21 protein-coding genes are annotated in these 20,963 nt (G+C 63.7%); 11 read left to right on the top strand and 10 right to left on the bottom strand.

From position 1 onward, the window contains the following. Positions 1–26: 26 nt before the first annotated feature. Both ACEN42_RS30595 and ACEN42_RS30590 read right to left on the bottom strand, forming a co-directional pair. On the bottom strand, positions 27–1,019 hold the full coding sequence (locus ACEN42_RS30595) for a Gfo/Idh/MocA family protein (RefSeq protein ID WP_371883987.1): 993 nt from the start codon (positions 1,017–1,019) through the stop codon (positions 27–29). A 162-nt stretch (positions 1,020–1,181) separates the two neighbouring features. Continuing rightward, on the bottom strand, positions 1,182–2,597 hold the full coding sequence (locus ACEN42_RS30590; protein ID WP_187608433.1) for an MFS transporter: 1,416 nt from the start codon (positions 2,595–2,597) through the stop codon (positions 1,182–1,184). A gap of 393 nt (positions 2,598–2,990) precedes the next feature. Between ACEN42_RS30590 and ACEN42_RS30585 the strand changes: the two genes are divergently transcribed. Then, positions 2,991–4,565, top strand: a complete 1,575-nt coding sequence (locus ACEN42_RS30585) for a sensor domain-containing diguanylate cyclase (RefSeq protein ID WP_187608436.1) — start codon at positions 2,991–2,993, stop codon at positions 4,563–4,565. A gap of 77 nt (positions 4,566–4,642) precedes the next feature. Beyond that, positions 4,643–4,858, top strand: a complete 216-nt coding sequence (locus tag ACEN42_RS30580; RefSeq protein WP_187608437.1) for a hypothetical protein — start codon at positions 4,643–4,645, stop codon at positions 4,856–4,858. Positions 4,859–4,865: 7 nt separating this feature from the next. Here ACEN42_RS30580 and ACEN42_RS30575 read toward each other — a convergent pair whose 3' ends face one another. The 3 genes from ACEN42_RS30575 to ACEN42_RS30565 form a co-directional block, all read right to left on the bottom strand. Further along, a complete protein-coding gene (locus ACEN42_RS30575; RefSeq protein WP_187608438.1) occupies positions 4,866–5,546 on the bottom strand; it encodes a response regulator transcription factor in 681 nt (226 codons plus the stop codon). Continuing rightward, complete coding sequence (locus ACEN42_RS30570) at positions 5,536–7,386, bottom strand: ATP-binding protein (protein WP_371883986.1); 1,851 nt, start codon at positions 7,384–7,386, stop codon at positions 5,536–5,538. The genes ACEN42_RS30575 and ACEN42_RS30570 overlap by 11 nt, the downstream gene beginning before the upstream one ends. A 132-nt stretch (positions 7,387–7,518) precedes the next feature. Further along, positions 7,519–7,899, bottom strand: a complete 381-nt coding sequence (locus ACEN42_RS30565; protein WP_222946744.1) for a response regulator transcription factor — start codon at positions 7,897–7,899, stop codon at positions 7,519–7,521. 230 nt (positions 7,900–8,129) lie between these two features. Here ACEN42_RS30565 and ACEN42_RS30560 point away from each other — a divergent pair, with 230 nt between their 5' ends. After that, positions 8,130–9,353, top strand: coding sequence for an MFS transporter (locus ACEN42_RS30560; protein WP_371883408.1), 1,224 nt, complete (start codon positions 8,130–8,132; stop codon positions 9,351–9,353). Between the two features lie 68 nt (positions 9,354–9,421). Next, positions 9,422–10,387, top strand: coding sequence for a LysR family transcriptional regulator (locus ACEN42_RS30555; protein ID WP_371883407.1), 966 nt, complete (start codon positions 9,422–9,424; stop codon positions 10,385–10,387). Here ACEN42_RS30555 and pssA read toward each other — a convergent pair. Further along, complete coding sequence (pssA, locus tag ACEN42_RS30550; protein ID WP_238210680.1) at positions 10,377–10,988, bottom strand: CDP-diacylglycerol--serine O-phosphatidyltransferase; 612 nt, start codon at positions 10,986–10,988, stop codon at positions 10,377–10,379. The two genes, ACEN42_RS30555 and pssA, sit on opposite strands and share 11 nt — an antisense overlap. A 188-nt stretch (positions 10,989–11,176) precedes the next feature. Here pssA and ACEN42_RS30545 point away from each other — a divergent pair, with 188 nt between their 5' ends. Genes ACEN42_RS30545 through ACEN42_RS30530 form a run of 4 tightly spaced genes read left to right on the top strand, consistent with a single transcriptional unit; the run spans position 11,177 to position 14,682 of the window. Continuing rightward, a complete protein-coding gene (locus ACEN42_RS30545; protein WP_250485787.1) occupies positions 11,177–11,683 on the top strand; it encodes a MerR family transcriptional regulator in 507 nt (168 codons plus the stop codon). After that, positions 11,680–13,236, top strand: a complete 1,557-nt coding sequence (locus ACEN42_RS30540) for an MFS transporter (protein WP_371883406.1) — start codon at positions 11,680–11,682, stop codon at positions 13,234–13,236. The genes ACEN42_RS30545 and ACEN42_RS30540 overlap by 4 nt, the downstream gene beginning before the upstream one ends. Before the next feature lie 21 nt (positions 13,237–13,257). Continuing rightward, complete coding sequence (locus ACEN42_RS30535) at positions 13,258–14,220, top strand: LysR family transcriptional regulator (protein ID WP_238289724.1); 963 nt, start codon at positions 13,258–13,260, stop codon at positions 14,218–14,220. Between the two features lie 36 nt (positions 14,221–14,256). After that, positions 14,257–14,682: an HIT family protein gene (locus ACEN42_RS30530; protein ID WP_371883405.1), complete on the top strand. Its 426-nt coding sequence runs from the start codon at positions 14,257–14,259 to the stop codon at positions 14,680–14,682. Positions 14,683–14,708: 26 nt separating this feature from the next. Here ACEN42_RS30530 and ACEN42_RS30525 read toward each other — a convergent pair whose 3' ends face one another. Beyond that, a complete protein-coding gene (locus tag ACEN42_RS30525; RefSeq protein WP_371883404.1) occupies positions 14,709–15,560 on the bottom strand; it encodes a LysR family transcriptional regulator in 852 nt (283 codons plus the stop codon). A gap of 77 nt (positions 15,561–15,637) precedes the next feature. On the opposite strand from ACEN42_RS30525, the gene ACEN42_RS30520 reads away from it, so the two are divergent. Then, positions 15,638–16,585, top strand: coding sequence for a DMT family transporter (locus tag ACEN42_RS30520; RefSeq protein ID WP_371883403.1), 948 nt, complete (start codon positions 15,638–15,640; stop codon positions 16,583–16,585). Positions 16,586–16,609: 24 nt separating this feature from the next. Here the strand turns inward: ACEN42_RS30520 and ACEN42_RS30515 are convergent, their stop codons facing one another. Next, positions 16,610–17,848 carry an MFS transporter gene (locus ACEN42_RS30515; protein ID WP_371883402.1) on the bottom strand — a complete coding sequence of 413 codons (1,239 nt, stop codon included), beginning with the start codon at positions 17,846–17,848 and terminating at the stop codon, positions 16,610–16,612. A 190-nt stretch (positions 17,849–18,038) separates the two neighbouring features. Here ACEN42_RS30515 and ACEN42_RS30510 point away from each other — a divergent pair, with 190 nt between their 5' ends. After that, entirely contained in the window at positions 18,039–18,380 is a 342-nt protein-coding gene (locus ACEN42_RS30510; protein ID WP_238289713.1) for a hypothetical protein, read from the top strand. Between the two features lie 9 nt (positions 18,381–18,389). Here the strand turns inward: ACEN42_RS30510 and ACEN42_RS30505 are convergent, their stop codons facing one another. Together ACEN42_RS30505 and ACEN42_RS30500 are read right to left on the bottom strand one after the other, a co-directional pair. After that, entirely contained in the window at positions 18,390–18,893 is a 504-nt protein-coding gene (locus ACEN42_RS30505) for a DUF421 domain-containing protein (RefSeq protein WP_371883401.1), read from the bottom strand. A gap of 58 nt (positions 18,894–18,951) precedes the next feature. Then, positions 18,952–19,545, bottom strand: a complete 594-nt coding sequence (locus tag ACEN42_RS30500) for a ParB-like protein (RefSeq protein WP_187608448.1) — start codon at positions 19,543–19,545, stop codon at positions 18,952–18,954. A 281-nt stretch (positions 19,546–19,826) separates the two neighbouring features. Here ACEN42_RS30500 and ACEN42_RS30495 point away from each other — a divergent pair, with 281 nt between their 5' ends. Then, positions 19,827–20,942, top strand: a complete 1,116-nt coding sequence (locus tag ACEN42_RS30495; protein WP_371883400.1) for an ATP-binding protein — start codon at positions 19,827–19,829, stop codon at positions 20,940–20,942. Positions 20,943–20,963 lie beyond the last annotated feature (21 nt).

Here is a 20,963-nt window from a genome sequence, read left to right as displayed (position 1 = left end):
TGAACGGGATGGGGAATTGAAAAGATTCAGGCGGTCTCGACGATCTTGCCGCTCGTGGCGGCGAGCACGATGGCCTCGGTGATCCGCAGATTCTGCAGCCCGTCGCGCGCGCTGACAATAGGCTCGGCCTCGCCGCGCGCCACGCGTCCGAAATGTTCCATCTGATGCGCGAGCGGATCGTCGCGCTGCATCGGCACGATGCTTTCCTCGAAGGGCTTCCACCATGACCGGTCTTCCGCCCGGCCGTAGGACTTGAGACGCATCGTCGGGACGGAAAGCGAGCCGAAGGTGCCCGCGATCACGTAGCAGTCTTCGTCGGGATAAGTCGAATACGCCTTGTTCTCCTGCGAGGTCTGCTCCCAGCTGCGCGGGGACGCGGCCGTGTCGGAGAGCATGAACGTGCCGAGTGCGCCGCTCGCGAAGCGCAGATTGATGGCGACAGTGTCCTCGACGGGAAAGCCGCGCGTCGCATGCGAAGCGAACGCCTGCACCGCGACGATATCGCCGCACAGCATGCGCAGGTTATGCACCTCGTGAATCATGTTGAGCAGGATCGGGCCGCCGCCCGGTTCGCGCCGCCAGGGCGCGCTCGCGTAATACTCGTCGGGCTTGAAGAACACCGCGCTGCCCATCACCGCGACGAGCTTGCCGAGCCGCCCTTCGTCGATCACCTGCTTCGCGCGCGCCATGATCGGGCTATGCGCGCGATGATGGCCGATCAGCACCTTGACGCCCGAACGTTCGGTTTCGTCGACGAGCGCCAGCGCTTCATCGACGCTCGGCGCAATCGGCTTTTCCAGCAGCATCGGCACGCCGGCCGCGAGACAGATGCGCGCGTGCTCCACATGCAACTGGTTCGGCGTCGCGAGCACGATGCCGTCCGGCCGATCCTTCGCGAGCAGTTCGTCGAGCGTCCTGTAGAGCGGCACGCCCGCTTTCTCCGCGATGGCCGTCGCCGCCGGCGCGGGATCGACGATAGCGGAGAGCGTGCATGTCGCACTCGCCTGCGCGACGCCCATGTGCGCCTGGCCGATATAGCCCGCGCCCGCCACCGCGATACGTGTCTTGCCTGAGTCAGTATTCACTTGAATTCACCAGATCGATAAAAAGTGCGCGCGCGAAGGCACGCGGACGGCGCGGACCACGCGCCGCCGTGAGGACAACAATGGGAAAGATGAAGCCTAGGAAGCGCGCGCGTTCGCGACCGATTCCGCGCGCAGGCGCTCGTACTCGGACTTCTCGACCGGCCGCGCGTCCTGCTCGCCGAGCTGGCTGAGCGGAATGCGATACGTCTCCCGCGCGCTCCAGGCCGCGATGGCGGAGATGATCGTGACGGCGAGCGTGATCGAGCCGATCGTGAGCGGAATGTTCGTCGATCCCGGCGGCGCGACGGTCGCGAAGAGCGCGGGCAGGAGCGCGGTGATCGTCGTGCCGACGTTCTGCGAGATCGCCATCGCGGACACGCGCGTGCGCGTCGGAAAGAGCTCGGGATAGAAGCTCGGGAAGATCGCGTTATAGCCCTGATAGACGACGCCCCACATCAGCAGCGACGCGACGATCGCCATGCCGACGCTATGAATGCTGATCGCGTAGAGATACAGATACGACAGCAGCCCCGATGCAATCGCCCCGACGATGATCGGCGGCTTGCGCCCGATCTTGTCGGAGAGATTGCCGACGAGCGGAATCACGACCACGGCGAGTATGTTGCCGACGACCGGAATCCACAGATACACGCTCTTGTGAAAACCGACGCCGTAGGCGGCCTGCACCGCGTACGCCGCGCCGAAGATCGTCGCGACCACGGGAATCACGTTCATCAGCGCCATGCAGACGACGCGGAACATGTCGCCGAGGTTGTACTTGAAGGCATCGACGATCGGCGAGCGCGGCACGGCGCCCCTCTCGCCTTCCTTCTCGAACGCGGGCGTCTCATGCACTTCGCGGCGGATGATGTAGCCCGCGACCAGCACGAACGCCGAAAGCAGGAACGGAATGCGCCAGCCCCACGAGTTGAACGAATCCTCGGGCATGTAGTAGGCGAGCGGCAGGAACACGGCGGCGGCGAGAATCTGTCCGGCCTGCACGCCTTGCAGCGTGAAGCTCGCGAAGTAGCCGCGCCGTCCGAATGGCGAGTGTTCGAGAATCATCGAACTGGCGCCCGAGATTTCGCCCGCGACCGCGAAACCCTGCACCAGCCGCAGGATCACGAGCAGCGCCGGCGCGAGCATGCCGACGCTGTGATAGGTCGGCAACAGGCCGACGGCCATCGTCGAAAAGCCCATCAGGAACATGCACAGCACGAGCACGTTCTTGCGGCCGTGCGTGTCGCCGAGATGGCCGAGCACGAACGCGCCGATCGGCCGCGCGACATAGCCGACGCCGTAGGTCGCGAGCGACGCGACGATCGCCACTTTGGGATTGCCCGATGGAAAGAAAAGCTGCGGAAAGATGAGCGCAGCGGCCTGCGCGTAGATGAAAAAGTCGTAGTACTCGAGTGCGGAGCCTATCCAGCCGCTCGCGGTGGCTTTCTTCGTCTGCTTCCGGTGCTCGGCGTGCGACTCGCCGTTTGCACCCGAGAGAGAGTTCGTGTCCATGACGTCTCCATTTATGTTCGCACGACGGTTTCTGTGGCCATCTTTACGACGATACTGCTTTTTCGTTCTTCGCCGACGACGTCCGCGCCGGGTCGCGCGCAGGACATCTCTTCATGATCGCCCCTGAATCGAAAGCTTTCGATGAGGCAAAACCCGCGCGCCGGCTTCTGGCTGAACGGTGTGAGCGCAAGATTACTATGTCGGCGGAAAAGCATAATTCGGCGCGGAGGAAAGTCAGAATGCGCTCGGAGAGAATAATCGGGCGGCGGCCGGCCTCAACGGAATCAGGGTCGTGCCTAAAGTATGGGCAGCCGCGGCCGTATACACGAGTACCGGCGGTGACGGCATCGCCGTCGCCGTGTTTTCGTCCTCTCGCTGGCCCCGGTCTTCCGTATGTCAGGCAATCCGTCCTTGATCGATTCGATTCTGGCCACGCCGGCGACAGAGAACGGGCGCATCACGGCCGCGATTCGCGCATCGTTGCTGTCGACGCTCGTCGAGGACCTGCACCCGCTCCTGCTGTCCGGCATTTCCAGCGCGTTCGTCGCGATGATCGCGCTCGGGCGTCAGCAGGCGCTCTGGGCAATGCTCTGGGTCGCCGCCGACCTGCTCCTGCTCGCCGTGCGTCTCTCGATCGTGTGCCGCTATCGCGCGCTGAGCCGCCCGAGCGCACCGCATCCCGGACCGTGGGCCGAGCGCTACGCGCCGTTCGCGCTCCTGACGTGTCTCGTGTCCGGCCTCGGCACGATGGCCTGCGTGATTTCCGGCGATGCCGTCCTCGCGTCGCTGGCGATCATGGTGACGGCGGGCCTCCTCGGCGGCATCGCGTCGCGCAACGCGGGCACGCCGCATCTGGCGATCGCGCAGGTGTGCCTCGGCGCACTGCCGATCGGCGTCGGCGGGCTGTTCGGGCCGGCGGGCTACTGGATTCTCGTGCCGCCGCTCTTTCTCTATATCGGCGCGATGTGCGCGGTCGTGCAGCGCCACTATCGCGGGCTCGTCGCGCTGATGACCGCCGAGCAGGGCCACGCCGAAATCGCCGCGCGCTTCGACGCGGCGCTCGCCCACATGCCGCACGGTCTCTGCACCGTCGATGCGTCGGGCAAGGTGGTGATCGCGAATCGCAAGGCGGCGGAACTGTTCGGCGCGACCGTCGAGACGCTGCGGCTGAACGTGTCCTTGCCGGAATTCATCGGCTATGTCGGGCTGTCGAAGTTCGGCGAGACGCTGCGTGCGCAGTTCTCCGAGCGTTGCGCGCAATGGCTCGAGGCGGGCAATCTGCCGCTCGATCTGCCGCTGCGTGACGGCCGCCATCTCGAACTGAGCCGCAACCCGGTGCCGGACGGCAGCGCGGTGATCATCATCGAGGACGTGACGGAGCGCCGCAAGGCCGAGGCGAAGATTCTGCACTGGGCGCATCACGATTCGCTCACGGGCTTGCCGAACCGGCGCTATCTCGGCGATCACGCCGGGCGTCTGATGGCGGGCGGCGCCGGCCGCGAAAAAGTGATGGTGATGTATGTCGATCTCGACGGCTTCAAGCGCGTCAACGACACGCACGGCCACAACGCAGGCGACGATTTGCTGAAGCTCGTCGCCGACCGCCTGCGCAACGCGATGCGACGCGGCGAACTGGCCGCGCGTCTCGGTGGCGACGAATTCGCGATCGTCGCGACGTATATCGCGGATGCGTCGAACGCCGTGTTCGCGCGCAAGATCATCCGCGAACTGTCCGCGCCCTACACGCTCGCGTGCGGACAGACGGTGCGCGTGGGCGTGAGCGTCGGCATCGCGCTCGCGCATCCGGGCGAAGTGTTCGAAAGCGCGTTGAAGCGTGCCGACGCGGCGCTCTATGAAGCGAAATCGGAAGAGCGCGGCAGCTATCGGTTTTCCGATCGCGACGGCGACGCGCTCACGAACGACGAGCAGGCCGTCGCCGCACTGGGCGAACGCGGCCGCGCGTGGTAGCGCATCACACGTTGGTATGAGCGCGCCGAGCCGTTCGTAGAATGGTCGGCGCGCGTGCGCTTCTCTAAGCTGACGTCATGGTCACGCATTGGGAGCGCATCATGGGCGATACATCGACACGCGTGTTGTTATCGGGTTGCGCCGCCGTGCTGGCGTTCGGAACCTGGTATTCGGTCAGCGCGCCGCATGACTGGAGCGCGCTCCATCGCGCGGGCTACGACACCGAACTGCCGCTGGAGCGGATCGCGCTCGACGAAGAAGCGGCATCGTCCGTCAGAACGCCGCACCGATAAACGCGCCCTACGGCCGCTGCGCGCGCGTCGGCGTCGATGCGCCCTGCGGCATCTTCACGCCGAGCGCCTCCGCCTTCAGCACGAGATCGGCGAGCGAGCGCGCCGCCATCTTCTTCATCGCCTGGCCGCGATGAATCTTCACCGTGATCTCGCTCAGATTCATTTCCGCCGCGATCTGCTTGTTCATCAGGCCCGACACGACGAACGCCATCACCTCGCGCTCGCGCGGCGTCAGCGATTCATACGAGCGCCGCAAATCCGCGACCGAGCGGCTCGCCGCGCGCCGTTCCTCGTCGGCCTCCAGCGCCTGCGCGACGGCATCGAGCATGTCCTGATCGCGGAACGGCTTCGCGAGAAAATCCCTGGCGCCCGCCTTCATCGCCTTCACGGTCATCGCGATGTCGCCGTGCGCCGTCATGAAGACGATCGGCAAGCCCAACTGGCTCGCGGCCATCTGCTCCTGCACGGCGAGGCCGCTCTGCCCTTTCAGCCGCACGTCGAGGATCAGGCAACTGGGCACCTCCGGCATGTCGTACGCAAGGAATTCGTGGGCGGACGCGAACGTCGTCACGTTCAGGTCGACGGAACGCAGCAGCGAGCGCAGCGCGTCGCGCATCGATTCGTCGTCGTCGACCACGTAGACCATCGCGGCGTTCGTCTTCGTGTCCGCGTCCTTGTCAATGCTCATCGTCTCCCCCCTGGTTTTCGGGCAGCACGAAGCGCAAGCGCGCGCCGCCTTCTTCGGGCGATTCCGCCCATATCCTGCCGCCGTGCGCCTCGATGATCGAACGGCAAATCGACAAACCCATGCCCATGCCTTCGGCCTTCGTCGTGAAGAACGCGTCGAAAAGACGGCGCGCGTTGTCCACGCTGATGCCCGTGCCGGAATCCTGCACGGTGATCTGCGCGTAGCCGTCGTCGCTCGCACTCGCGCCCGTCGCGATGCGCAACACGCGCGGCCCGTTCACGCCGGACATCGCCTGCGCGGCGTTCATGAACAAGTTGATGAGCACCTGCTGCAACTGCACGCGATCGCACTGCACGGTAGGCGACGGCGTCGCGAGTTCCGTGCGCACGTCCACGCGATGACGTCCGAGTTCGCGCCGCACGAGCTCGATGGTCTCGCCGACGATCTCGTTCACGTCGAGCGTCGCGGGCTGGCTGTCGCGCTTTCGCGCCATCGCGCGAATACGTGCGATGACCTCGCTCGCGCGCTTGGCGTCGCGAATCATCTGCGTGATCGATTGCTGCGCTTCCGCGATTTCCGGCTGCGCGCGGTTGAGCCAGCGCAAGCCGGCGTCGCCGTTCGTGACGATCGCGGCCATCGGCTGCGTGACTTCATGCGCGATCGATGCCGCGAGTTCGCCCAGCATCGTGACGCGCGTCACGTGAGCCAGTTCGGCGGTCGAGCGCGCGAGCGCTTCCTGCGCGAGCTTGGTGTCGGTGACGTCCATCAGCGCGCCGACGTATTCGTCGCCGTCGGCTTCCGTCGATGCGCGATGCGCGACGAAATGCACATGCTTCACCGAGCCGTCCGGCAACAGAAGCCGATGCTCCACGTCGATGTCGCACGCGCCGCCGATCGCCGATTCATGCGCGCCGCGCACGATGCCGATGTCGTCGGGATGCGTGCGCGCCAGAATCGCGTCGATGGACGGCTCGACATCGCGCGGGTAATCGAAGATGCGGTACGCCTCGTCGGACCACCACATCGTGCCGGCGGGCAGGCGCGTCGCGATGCTGCCGGTGCGCGAGAGGCGCTGCGCGTCGAGCAGAAACGCCTCGCTGCGCTTGAGCGCATCGCGCTGGCGCTGCAATTCCGCTTCCATGCGCTTGCGCTGCGTGATGTCGTTGCTGGTCGCGAGCACGGCGCGCGGCAGGCCGTTCGCGTCGCGCAGCAACGCGGCGCGGCTCGCGATCACGATCTCGCCGCCGTCATGCCGCACGCGCGTGATCTCGCCGTCCCAGCGCCCCGAGCGCAACAGTTCCGTTCGAATCTGCGCGTGCGGCACGGGCGAGTTCGACTGCGTCATGCGATGAATCGGCTGACCGATCGCCTCTTGCGCCGAATAGCCGTAGAGCGCTTCGGCGCCGCGATTCCAGAACGTGATGCGATCGTTCATGTCGTGCGCGACGATCGCATCGTGCGCGAGATTGAGCAGTTCGAGCTGCTCCTGCATCTTGGTCGTCGTGGACTGATTGCGCAGCGAGAGGATGCCGGTCGTGCCGATCGCGAGCAGGCTCACGGCACAGCGCGCGAGCGCCCCGCCCGACACGTTTTCGTCGTGCGAGAGGATGAAGCCGATGAGCGTGAGCACCACGCAGCCCCACGCCGTCGTGATGGTCGCGGTGCGATTGCCGGTCGACGCGACGAGCAGCACGACGATCACATACAGCACCGCGATGGCGATATCGAGCGGCGTGAGCGCATCGATCAGGAACACGACGAGCGCGATGGCCGCCGCGAGCATCCACACGATGCGCACATCGTGACGCACCGCGCGCGGCGCGCTCTGGAATGTCTCCATCACGGCCGGACGGACGCCGGCGAATGGAAACGAACGACGAACGAAACAGGCGGCATGGTCATTGAGCGTTCGAAAAAGCGTTCGTTGGAAATATCGCGGCCCGCGCGCGCCGGCCGGATGATGCAATGAATTCTAATCCTTCCAAAAGCCTTGCCTGATGCGTTCCAGGCAATCGGCGACGGCGGTTCCATCGACGGGCTTGCTGAGAAAACACACCGCGCCGCCGTCGAGCGCCTGACGGCGTGCAGCGTCCGATGCGAACGCGGTGATGAACATGACCGGCACGTCCGGCTTCAGTTCGTGCAGGCGCTGTTGAAGTTGCAGGCCGGACATGCCGGGCATGTTGAGATCGGTGATGATGCACGCGAGGCCGTCGAGCGGATCGGCGTCGAGAAACGACTCCGCCGACGGATACAGGCTGACCTCCCAGCCGAGCGAGCGCAACAGGCTGGAGGAGGCGACGCGGACGGATTCGTCATCGTCGATCACGGAGACTCTGGAAGGCGATTGCAAGGGCGTTGTCCTGGACCGTGCGTGAATTTCGGCGGGCATGGGACTGGTCCACCGCTTGGATGGAACTCATCTTACGCACGCGGCGATGGCCGCGAAATCATATGTACGTATAGGTTTGAAGCGTTCGCTTTCATTCCAGCATTCGTCCGACAAAGCAGCGCGGACGGGCGTGTCGAGCGCGTTGCGCGCCAAAACCGTATAGTCCCGTTCTGCCACTCCGGGAAAACCACATGTCGACTCCAACATCGACCGCGCTCGACGGCGGCAAGCATGTCGAGCTCACGCGCGGACTGATCGCGCTTTTCGCGTTCTGCTGCGGCGCGATCGTCGCGAACCTGTACTACGCGCAGCCGATCATCGAGCTCATCGCGCCCGATCTGCACATGGCGGGCGGCACGGCGAGCCTGATCGTGTCGCTCACGCAGATCGGCTACGCGCTCGGCCTGTTTTTCATCGTGCCGCTCGGCGATCTGCTCGAAAACCGCAAGCTCATGATCGCGACCGCGCTCGTGTCGATCGCGAGCCTCACCGCCGCCACGTTCACGCACACGCCCGGCTGGTTTCTCGTGATCTCGCTTCTGATCGGTTTTTCGTCGGTGGCCGTGCAGATTCTGATTCCGCTCGCGGCGCATCTCGCGCCGGACGAATCGCGCGGCAAGGTGGTCGGCACGATCATGAGCGGACTGTTGCTCGGCATTTTGCTGTCGCGTCCGATATCGAGCCTCGTCGCGGGCCACTTCGGCTGGCGCGCGATGTTCGGCGTCGCCGCCGTGCTGATGATCGGCATCACGACCGTGCTGGCGCTCACGATTCCGCGCCGCCAGCCGAGCCATCAGGCGACGTACTTCGAATTGATCGGCTCGCTCGGCCACCTCGTGCGCACGATGCCGGTGCTGCGTCATCGCTCGCTGTATCAAGGGCTGATGTTCGCGTCGTTCAGCCTCTTCTGGACCGGCATTCCCGTCGAGCTGACGCGCCATTACGGACTCTCGCAGACGGCTATCGGCATCTTCGCGCTCATCGGTGCGACGGGCGCGACATCCGCGCCGATCGCCGGGCGTCTCGCGGACGCGGGCCATACCGTGCGCGCGACGTTCATCGCGCTGATTCTCGCGGCGCTCGCGTATCTGCCGGTCGTGATGCATCCGGCGTGGGGCGTCGGCGCGCTCGTGGTGACGGGTGTCGTGCTCGATTTCGCCGTGCAGATGAACATGGTGCTCGGTCAGCGCGAAATCTACGCGCTGCATGCCGCGAGCCGCAACCGGCTGAACGCCGTGTACATGACGAGCATCTTCGTCGGCGGCGCGTTCGGCTCGGCGCTGGCGAGCCCGCTGTACGAGCGCGGCGGCTGGACGCTCGTCGCGACCGTCGCCACGGTGTTTCCGCTCGTCGCGCTGGCGCATTTCATCCTGATCGGCCGCCGTCACTCCGCCCGAACCTATACGCAAGGATAGTCGGCCTGTATCCACGGCTGATGGCGTGAAGCGTTTCGCGAACGTATCTTGATTCCATCGATGACACGATGAAATCGGGAGGCGAAGCGGATATGGACAAGCTCTTCAGCATGCGCGTGTTCTCGCGCGTCGCCGAAACCGGCAGTTTCAGCGGCGTCGCGAAAGACATGGATTGCAGCGTGGGCATCGTGTCGCGGGCGGTCGTCTCGCTCGAAGACGGCCTGCGCACGCGGCTGTTGCAGCGCACGACGCGCCGCGTGTCGCTCACCGACAGCGGCGAGCGTTACTACCGCAAGTGCAAGACGATCCTCGCCGAAATCGATGCCGCTGACGCCGAAGCGAGTGCTGCCGCCACGATCCCGCGCGGCCGGCTGCGCGTGCACGCGATGCCCGATCTGGGCCTCACGCAGTTGATGTCGACCATCGTCGAATACCGGCGCGCGCATCCGCAGGTGACGGTCGAGCTGAAGCTCTCGCCGGGCATGCCGGATCTCGTGCAGGAACAGTTCGATGTGTCGGTGCTGTCGGCGGCCTCGCTGCCCGATTCGGGCAACGCGTACCGGATCGTCGGGCGCTTTCAGCGCGTGCTGGTCGCCGCGCCCGCGTATCTGCGACGCCATGCGGTGGAATCCGTCTCCGATCTGCCGATGCACGCGCTCACGCGCATCAGCGCGCCGTTCGCGCATCCGTGCGACTGGCACGCGGAACTTGCATCCGGCGTGACCGGCAGCCTCGATCAAATCGTGGTCAACGACGCCGCGGCGATCCGCGTCGCGCTGCTGGCGGGCGCGGGCGTTTGCGCGATGCCGCATTACTTCGTCGCCGACGACATCAAGGCCGGCCGGCTCGTGCGTCTCTTTCCGGACTATCCGCTGCTGGGCGCAAATGTGTACGCGGTCTATCCGTCGCGCCAGCATGTCGATGCGAAGATCCGGACTTTCGTGGATTGTCTGTCGACGTCGCTGAAGAACGCGTTCGATGCGGCGCCGCTGGAAAGCGCGCCGCATGACATGGCTCAGGAAGTCATGGCTTAGGAATGCGGATGCGGCTGATCATCAGCGATCCGGAAATCGCGTAGATCAGCACGAGCGGATGCAGCGTGAAGCCGCCGACACGCCAGGTGCCGAGCCACATGCTTTCGCCGATCGCGCCAGACCATGCGCCGACCGTCAGCAGCAGCACGATGACGAAGGATGTGGGAATCGGCGTGCCTTCAAAATGCGTGACCTTGCCGCCGCTGCCCGACATCTCTTCGGTCGTCACGTTATAGCGCGCGAGACGCGACACGCCGCACGCGACGAAGTACGCCAGCACCACGCGGTCATATAGTCCGCGCATGCCGAATCCATAGCCGATGATCGCCGGCGCGACACCGAACGAAATCACGTCGGCGAGCGAATCCAGTTCCTTGCCGAGAAGCGATGCCTTCTGACGCCAGCGCGCGATGCGGCCGTCGAGCACGTCGAACACGAGCGCGGCGAACACGAGCGCGCAGGCGAGATAGATATGCAGCACGTCGGAATCGTCGAGATAGGACATCGACGAGAACAGCGCGCCCGTGCCGCACACCGCGTTACCCAGCGTGAACCAGTCGGCCAGGTGGAAATCGCGGATCATCGAGAATCGTTTTTTCATTCGTTTCTGCTTTCGTCACGTTCGGGCAGCGCCGATGGCCGGCGCCGCGAGGCTTTCAGTCTATCATCGCGCCCTCTTTCATCAGCACTCCGCACATCAGCACCTCGCATGCCCGGCAAACCTGTACGCGAACGTACAGGTTTGCGTTATAATGCGCGGCATCGACACCCCCAACTTTCGATGCCGTCATGTCCGAAACCAAGCCTGCGTTCCTCACCATCCGCGACGCCGCCGAGCGCCTGCAGGTCACGCCGCGCACGCTCAAGTACTACGAGGAGCGCGGCCTCGTCACGCCGTCTCGCAGCGAAGGCCGTTACCGGCTCTACAGCGAGCAGGACCTGGAACTGTTCGCGCGCATCCTGCGGCTGCGTTCGCTCGGGTTCTCGCTGCAGGGTATCGTCGAGATGCTGAAGCGTCCGATGGAAACGCAAAGCGAAGGCGGCAGCGGCTATTCGGCTTCGTCGTTGCGGGAGATCGAACAGGCGCTGTCGCAGCAGATCGAATCGGTCGATGCGCGCATCGCCGCCGTGCGCCGCGAATTGAAGGAAGCGCAGGCGGTGCGCAGCGAACTCGCCAGCGACCTCGATTATTTGCGGCGCAGAATCGCGGGCGAAAGCAAGGAAGTGCTGCTGCGGGAACGCCTGGCCGCACGCAAGCCGCGCAAGGCGCAGAGCGCCGGGGACGCCGACGAATGACCGAAGCGGCATATCGGCATCCGAAGCCGATCGCGGAGCGCGTGCTCGGCGATCTGTTTCCGTGGGCCATCGCGCTCGCAACAGGCCTCGATTACTTCGACAACTCCGTCTTCGCGTTCTTCACGAGCTATATCGCGGGCGGCATCAACGCATCGTCCGATGAGCTCGTCTGGGCATCGAGCGCGTATGCGGTGGCGTCCGTGCTCGGCATCCTGCAGCAGCAATGGTGGATCGAGCGCCTCGGCAACCGGCGCTATATCGCGGGATGCCTGTTTCTGTTCGCGGCGGGCGCGGTGGCGGCGACCTTATCCGAATCGGCCATCGAACTGGCGTTCGCGCGCGGCTTTCAGGGCTACTTCATCGGCCCGATGATGAGCGCCGCGCGCATCCTCATTCAGACGCGCTTTACGCCGCAGACACGCCCCGCCGCGACGCGCCGCTTTCTCAACATGATCCTGCTCGGCTCCGCGCTCGCTCCATTGTGCGGCGGCTATCTGGTCGCGTCGCTCGGCTGGCGCGCGCTGTTCTCGTGCACCGCGTTCGCGGGCGTCGCGCTCGGCGTGCTGGCGTTCGTCGCCGTGCCATCGACGGGCCGCGTGCATCCGGAGGAGCGCGGCGAGGCGCACTTCTGGCCGTACATCATCTTCGCGTTCGCGCAGGGCGCGCTGCAGATCGTCATGCAGCAAGTGCGATTCGAGCTTTTCAGCACGTCGCCCGAGCTGATCGTGCTGACCGTCGCCGGGCTGCTGTCGCTCGGCTGGTTCGTGTGGCATCAGTGGCATCATCCGAAGCCGCTGTTGCGGCTGCATGCGCTGCGCGAGAAGACGTTTCAGGTGGGCATCGTGCTGTACATCGCGTTCTATTACATCAACAACGCGATGAGCTTTCTCGTCTCGCGCCTGCTCGAAGGCGGGCTCGGCTATCCGGTCGAAAACGCGGGGCGGCTCGTCGGCTTCACGTCGATGGTTTCGCTCGCGATGGCCGTCGTCTACTTCCGCTTCTCGTCGCGCATCAGGCACAAGAAGTGGCTGATCATGACCGGCTTTCTGATGGCCGCGTTCATCGGCACATGGATGATCAACATGCCGCCCGATGTCAGCATGCCGTGGCTCATCGCGCCGATGGTCCTGCGCGGATTGCTGCTGCTCTTCATCGCGCTGCCGGTCGCGAACCTGACATTCCGTGTGTTCGCGATCGACGAGTACAGCCACGGCTATCGCTTCAAGAATATCGTCAAGCAACTGACGTATTCGTTCTCGACGGCGACGATCATCATTCTCGAACAGCATCGCGTCGCGCTGCATCAGACGCGGCTCGTCGAAACCGTCAACGTGTATGACCCGACGTTTCAGAGCGTGTATCAGAGCCTGCTCGGCGCGTTCGAGCGGATGGGCCACGGCGCGTCCGAAGCGAAGAGCCTCGCGCTCGTCGAGATCGGCCGGATCGTCACGCAACAGGCGAACTTCCTCAGTTCGATGGATGGCTTCTACTACATCATCGGTATCGCTCTGTGCGCGAGTGCGATCGCGGCATGGCAGAAGCAAATCGATTGATTCGTCTCAGAGCAAAAGAAAGTGGACACACTCAGCAGCATGCGGATGTTTGCCCGCGTCGCCGAAGAAGGCAGTTTCACCGCCGCCGCGCAGCGCATGAACATATCGACGGCCGCGACCTCGCGCGCCATCGCCACGCTGGAAGCGCGTCTGAACACGCGGCTTCTTCATCGCAGCACGCGGCGCGTGATCCTCACCGAAGCGGGCCGGCGCTACCTGCAGCGCTGCGAGCAGATTCTCGCGTGCGTCGACGTGGCCGAAGCCGAAGCCGCCGATGCGCAGTTGCGCCCTTCCGGGCACTTGCGCATCCATGCATCGACGAGCCTCGGGCAGTCGTATGTCGTGCCCGCCATCGTGCGGTATCGGGAACGTCACCCGGCCGTGTCCATCGATCTGACGCTGTCGCAGCACATGCCCGATATCATCGACGAAGGCTACGATCTCACCGTGCAGGCGAGCATCGCCGAATTGCCGGATTCGAGCCTCGTCGCGCAACGGCTCGGCACGGTGCATAGCGTGCTGTGCGCGTCGCCTGCTTATCTGCGCGAACATGGCGCGCCGCGCACGCTCGCGGAGCTGTCGCGCCATCCGTGTCATCAGCTCGTCTCGCCGATCTTTCCGCGCGATGTCTGGACCTTCGAAGGCCCGAACGGCACCGAGACCTTCGCGCTTGCGAAGACGAACTTCGGCGTGAATGTCGCGGGCGCGCTGGCGGTGGCGCTGCGCGAGGGCATGGGCATCGGCGCGCTGCCGATGTCGACCGCGAGCAAATTGCTCGCAAGCGGCGCGCTCGTGCGCGTGCTGCCCGAGTACCGGTTGCAGGCGCTCACGCTTCACGCGCTCTATCCGTCGCGGCAGTATCTGAATGCGAAGGTCAAGACGTTCGTCGAGTTCATCAAGGAGGTCGTGCCGCGGATTCTGGAAAGCGATGCCGCTCATATCGATGCCGCACGCGAGAGCGAACGCCATCACGAAGTATCATGAGATGCGTCGCGTTGATCACATCACAGGGAAACGACCATGAGCTATGACCCGGAGAACATCTTCGCCCGGATTTTGCGGGGCGACGCGCCGTGCATCAAGGTATGCGAGACGGAGCACACGCTTGCGTTCATGGACGTCATGCCGCAATCCGAGGGGCATGTGCTCGTGATTCCGAAAGAGCCGGCCGCCGACATCCACGACGTTTCCGATGAAGGACTCGCCGCCTGCATGCGCACCGTCAAACGCGTGGCCGCGGCGGTGCGTGAAGCATTGAACCCCGACGGAATGTTGATCGCGCAGTTCAACGGCGCGGCGGCGGGCCAGACGGTGGAGCACATCCACGTTCATATCATTCCGCGCTGGGGCGACGTTCCGCTCAAAGCTCATGGACGCGAGCGCGCCGACGATTCTCAACTGGAGGCGCTGGCTCGGCGCATACGCGCGGCGCTTGCCGCCGGGTGACCGACTGGGCTGGAAAGCAGCGCGCCTTACAGCCTGAAGTTTGCCTTGATGGCGGCGATAAGCACGTCCATCGCTTCGCTTCCGCGACCGGCGCCGTCACGCATGAGGACGACTTCGTGATCGCCGATTCGCGGGAGCGTGTCCAGCACGCTCATATCGTTGCTGACGCGTGCGCGGTCGAGTAGCGTGACCGCAAGCCCCGACTCGACGCAAGCCTTGATGACCTGGCTCGACGCGCTATCGAGCACGACACGCCATTTGCGCCCGGCACGTTCGAGCGCGTTTGTCATCGCCACGCGATAGGGGCAAGGCTCGCCGTACAACGCCAGCGGAAGCGGACGGTCCTCGTTCACAACGAAGGTCGAGCTTCCGACCCAGACCGGCGTGGTCAGGGTCAGGACATCCGCCGGTCTGCTCGCCTTGACGGGCTGAACCAGTAACGCCACGTCGAGCTTGCCGCGCGTCACCCAGTCCCGAAGCTTGAGGCTCGGTGCGGTTTTCACTTCCAGCACCACATTGGGCCAGCTTGCCGCGAAGCCCGGCAGAATATCCCGGACGACGTGCGTCGCGTACTCGTCCGGCACGCCCAGAACGACGCGTCCCGCGAGCGTTTTTCCCTGAATATCCTGCAGCACGCGGTCATGCGCGCTCAACAGCTCGCTCGTGCCCGCGAGCAGCCTTTTGCCGAGCGCCGTCAGCGTGACGGACTGATTGTCCCGTTCGAGCAGCCTTCCGCCAGCGATCGCTTCGAGACGCTGGATATGGATGCTGACCGCAGCCGGGCTTCTGTGAACATGCTCGGCCGCCGAACGAAACTTGCCGAGCCGCGCCACCGCATGAAAGGTGCGCAGGAGTTCGATATCGAGGATGGATTCCATGGTGGTTCAGCCAAATTGAACGACCTCATCAATATATTTTGATTTTCGAATCGTCGCACGGGTATTAGGCTGGGTGCATGACAAAAGCTTCTCGACCTTGCCTCGCCGCTCGTCCGCCCGCCATCGAGGCGCTGCGCGTGCCTTTGCCTGCGCTGGAAGCGCTGATGGTTATCGCGTGGAGTTCGGGTTTCGTCGGGATGCGATTTTCCACGGACTACGCACCGGTCTTTCTCGTAGTGCTGTGGCGTTGCGCGGTGCTTTCAGTCTGCCTGCTTCCGTTCGTGGCGCGCGAGATCGTCAACGCGCCCGCAGGCGTATTGCTGCGACAGGCCGCAATTGGCTTGTTTGCGTTGACTGGCTATATCGCGGGCGTTGCGAAGGGAATCGAACTCGGCGTATCGGCTGGACTTTCCGCTCTGATCGCAAATCTTCTTCCGGTCGGAACGGTCGCCATTTCGTCCATATTTCTCAGGGAGCGGATCTCGGGCCGGACGTGGGCCGGCATGGCGCTCGGGATGGCCGGCGTACTCATGGTCAGTCGCGACGCGTTGACGCTGGGCTCCGCTCCGCTTTGGGCGTACGCGTTGCCGGTCGCGGGCATGATGTCGCTCGCCGTGGCCAGCATCTGGCAACAACGGAGCGCGTCTCGCGCAGGCTCGCTGAGCCTCTTGCCGACCCTCTGGATACACTGCGTCGTATCGTGTCTCGTGTTCGCCTGCCTGCAGATGTCGCAAGGCAGCGTGAAACCGATCGCGACAATCGGTTTCGCAGCCAGCGTCGGCTGGACGGCGGCCATCTCGACGATCGGCGGTTACGGCCTGTACTGGGTATGTTTGCGGCGTTCGTCGCCCGCGCGCGTATCGAGCGTGCTGTTTTTGAGCCCTTCAGTCACTTTCGTATGGGCGTGGGCACTGTTCGGAGAGCCGCTTTCCTGGCCGATGCTCGTCGGAACGATCGTCTCCGGCCTGGGAATCGTAGTCATGACGCGGCCGCAAGGAAGCAGCGGCGGCGCTCGTCGACTCTGACGCCGGCAAAGCCGACGCCATACGTCAATCCGCCGATGGTTCGCACTCGCCGACGAAATCCGATCCGCGAGCCGGCCGTTCCAGCGCGGCAAGGCGACTCAATGTCATCAGTCCGAGCACCGCGAGCCCGCATCCCAATGTGAAGTCGGCGCGCACCCCGGCATGATCGACAATCGAACCGCCGAGCGCGGAACCCACGGCAATCGCGACCTGAATGATGCTGACGAACATTGCCGAGCCCGCTTCAGGCAGGTCCGCCGTGCCGCGCTGAATCCATACGCTGAAGCATAGCGGCAGCGCGCCGAAGGCGACGCCCCAAAGCAGCATCCCGGCTGCTTCGCCGATGATCGAATGGTCGAGCAGAAGCATCGACGCGATCGCGGCGAGCAGGAGCACGATCATCGCGGCGACGGACTTTTTCAGATGCTTCGCGACCGCCATCGACATCAGCGCGTTCGAAAAGAATCCGACCAGCCCGAATCCGAACAGCAGCAACGTGATCGCGCTGATGGAGAAGTCCTGCTCCAGGAGCGGCGCGATATACGTGTATGTCGAGAAATGCGCGCCGAAGACGAGCGCGACCATCAACAGACTCCACCGGGTCTCGGGGCGGCGAAGCAGCGTCCTGAAATCGCCGATGCGCAGCGCCGACGCCGACGGCAGCGAGGGCACGAGAAGCGCCTGTGCGACGAGAGCGAGCGCCACGAGCCCTGCCGTGGCGGCAAACGACGCCCGCCAGGATGCGAACGATGCGATGAACGTACCGAGCGGCACGCCGATAACCGTCGCGAAGGTGACGCCAGTCAGAATGGTCGCCGTGGCCTTCGCGGCGTCCTTCGGTTCGACGAGTCGCGGTGCGGCGGCCGTCGCGAGCGTCCAGAATCCGCCCAGCGCGGCGCCGAGCAACGCGCGTCCGGCGAGCAGGACCGGGAAACTCGTCGCAATTGCGCACAACACGTTGGAAACCAGAAGTACAGCCGTCAGCAACAGAAATACAAAACGGCGGTCCATACGTCCGGCACCGGCAATCAACGCTGGTGCGAATATCGCGGCCATGATCCCCGGCGTCGTGACCATCAGGCCGGCAACGCCGGGTTTGACGCCGAGGTCGTGCGCAATCTGGCTCAACAGTCCGACCGGCAGGAACTCGGCCGTGACGAAGGCGAATGCGCTCACGGCGACAGCGACCACGGACAGCCATTGGCGCAACGATGTGCTACCTCCATGCAACGACGCTGAAGTTGCAGGTGTATCGATTTGCATGATGAGAAACCCTGGAAGAAGCCGACCACTTTAAGCGGGCCTCCGCGCGGGAAAAAGTATTGCGGCCTGAACAGACAAGCCGACGCAGCCGAACAATCCGATACGCTCCGCGCGATAAGCCTGTCGATTCGAGGCTGCGGAGGAGTAAGCTTTCTATGCCGGACCCACATCTTTTGATGGAGACAGCGAAATGGACACCGCTTCAGAACTGGCGTCCGGCCCGGCCGGCCATACGCCCGAGTCATTGAAAACGCTGGCCGCGTATCTGGAAGTCTCTCTGGAAAAGGGCAAATGCGTGGTCATGATGCGCCGCGGTCCGGAGCTTTTTGCGGTCTACATTGGTAATCCGGGCGACGAGGACGCCAGATTGACTCCCCACGGCACGATCTCGACGGCGATGGCGGAAGAACTGCTCGAATCGACGACTCACGTGGGTTTGAACTGGATAACCGTCGGCGATCAGAAGTACCGTTTTTTTCGAAGTTTTACATACATCGACGAAGCCGGCGCTGTGGTGTTTGCGCCGACTTAAGCAGCCCGATTATTGGTCGCGCTTCATCTTCTTGCGGACGAGACTAACCTGCCCGTTGCGTTCGAGTATGGCCGAATGCACGTCGTCGAGATCGAGCGTGTGAAGTTCCTGTCGCGCGGTCTCGAATACATCGGTTCTTGTGATGAGTGCCGCCGACATCTGGTCTTCGTTGAACCGGCCATCCTTAAAGACTTCCCTTTCCACGCCGACCACGAGCGACTCCAGCCGGGGCGAACGCAGGCAAGCCCACGCGAGCGCCCGATGTATCAGCACCATGACTAACGACGCAAGCATCGTAGGCACCGCTGGCGAAGCGCCGACAATAACGCGACTCAACGTGGCGCCGAGGAGTATCGCGACCACGTAATCGAAGGGAGAGCGTTGTCCGAAGGAGCGTCGGCCCGAGATACGAATGAAAACGAGCGCCGCGAAAAAGACGACGACTGTCCTGGCAGCCATCTGGAAGGCATCGAGATCCCTGCCTTCTCCGAATATCGCGATGAGGATGTTCATCGGGTCCTCCAATAATGCGAGCGTGACCGGGTTGCGGCAGTCGCCATAGAAGGGTCGCTCAGTCTGCCGGGCCGAGATATCCCGGAAGTCCGAGCGCGACTTTCGTCTTCGCGAGTTTCACTCCTTTTTTGACCAGCGCATCGTATTCGGCGTCGCTTTCGGGCGGGGGCAAATGGCGTCGCAGGAAATCGGACCAGCGGAATTCTTCGAGCGGAACCGTCGTCTTTTCATATCCGCCCGCGTCGCGCACAGCCGCCGACAGACTCCGAAAATCATCGTCGATCAGTTCCCATACATGGTCCCGAAAGTCGGCGAACGCGACGCGCCGGCCCTGCGCGTCGTAGGGATAAGCCCAACGATTATTCTCCATGGTCAACCAGAAATCGGCCCTGGTGAGCGACGACAAATCACAGACCAGAACGAACGGAACGCTCTTTATTCCGGCGCGCCACAATGCGCTTGCAACGTGGTGATGGTCGATTGCGAACGGGGCGCCGTCCGGACCGAGCACGACAGGAACCGGCTTTTCAGCGATGGCCATGTCCAGGTCGTGACCCGTCAGCGACTCGTAGGTTTTCGTTTTGTCGAGTATCTCTCGCAAACCGTGCGTCACCTGAGTGGGACGCAAGAGGTCGATTTTTACTTTTTTCATTCTTGTCTCCCTCCATCGGCACCGTACAAGTGGCATTTCCGCCTTTAAACTTCGATAGCAGGAACCATGCCGTTATTTGATGTAGTACGCTGATCGCGTCGCGAAGATCGGGAGTATTTTGCGGGCGTCGGCCCAAGGCCCCGGATTTCCGACTGATTTTGTCGATGCCCCAACCTGGACGCGTGTGCAGCACCATGCAAAACATAGTCAACGCAGTGGATTCAGGTGAGGCACTCGCGCGAGATATCGGCGCGGTAGCCCGTATCGGCGCTGTCCCTTCGATGCTGAAGATGATTTGCGAAGAGACCGGGATGGGCTTTGCCGCCGTCGCGCGCGTGACCGATGCAACCTGGACGGCCTGCGCGGTCCTCGACAAAGTGGGATTCGGCCTCAAGCCGGGCGGGCAGCTACAACTTCACACCACGCTTTGCTTCGAATCCCGCGCGGCACGACTGGCGATCGTCATCGACGACTTCAGCGAGAGCGAGAAGTATCGCGATCACCATACGCCGGCGATTTACGGTCTGAGGAGCTATATCTCCGTCCCGATCGTCCTGCCAGACGGCGAGTATTTCGGAAATCTGTGTGCGATCGATGCGAGCCCGGCGGCCGTTTCAGACCCGAAGATCGTTCGCATGTTCGAGGTCTTCGCCAATCTTATCGGCATGCAGCTGGACAGCGAGCAGCGGCAGTGGTCGACAGAGTCGCAACTGCTTCGGGAACGGGAAACCGCCACGTTGCGCGAGCAATTCATTGCGGTGCTGGGTCACGACTTGCGCAACCCGCTGTCGGCCGTCAGCGCAACGGCCGAGCTATTGAGCCGCCGTGAAGCGGAACCCGACATTGCAGCGATGGGACATCGTTTGAAGCGCACGGCATCGAGAATGGCGCGGCTCATCGATGACGTGATGGACTTTGCGCGCGGTCGCATGGGCTCCGGAATGGCGATCGCATTGAACGACGAAAGCGAGCTTGGTGTCCATCTGCGAGCGGTCGTCGACGAACTTTGCATGGCGTATCCGTCGAGAGTGGTGGATTGCTCCATCTCCTTGAGCGGGCCGGCTCGATGCGACATCGCTCGTCTTCAGCAGCTCATGTCCAATCTGCTCGCGAACGCCCTGACGCACGGGTCGCCGGACGCACCGGTCCTCGTGCGCGCCATCGTCGAAGAAGGGATGCTCGTACTCTCGGTATCCAATGCTGGCGAGCCGATTCCACCGCAGTTGCTGCCGAGGGTATTCGAACCTTACTGGCGGCCCAAGACCAGCGCTCCGGGCGGAGGACTGGGTTTGGGTCTCTACATCTGCCAACAGATCGTCAAAGCACATGGCGGGACGCTCGAAGTGTGCTCGTCTATCACAGACGGAACACGCTTCACCGCGCGCATTCCGTTATAAGCGAGCGGTGGCGCACGCATG

It is taken from the genome of Caballeronia sp. S22, assembly GCF_964261745.1.
Taxonomy (GTDB): domain Bacteria; phylum Pseudomonadota; class Gammaproteobacteria; order Burkholderiales; family Burkholderiaceae; genus Caballeronia; species Caballeronia jiangsuensis.
The sequence above is the reverse complement of the archived record's forward strand: the minus strand, read 5'-3'. Positions and strand labels throughout refer to the sequence as shown.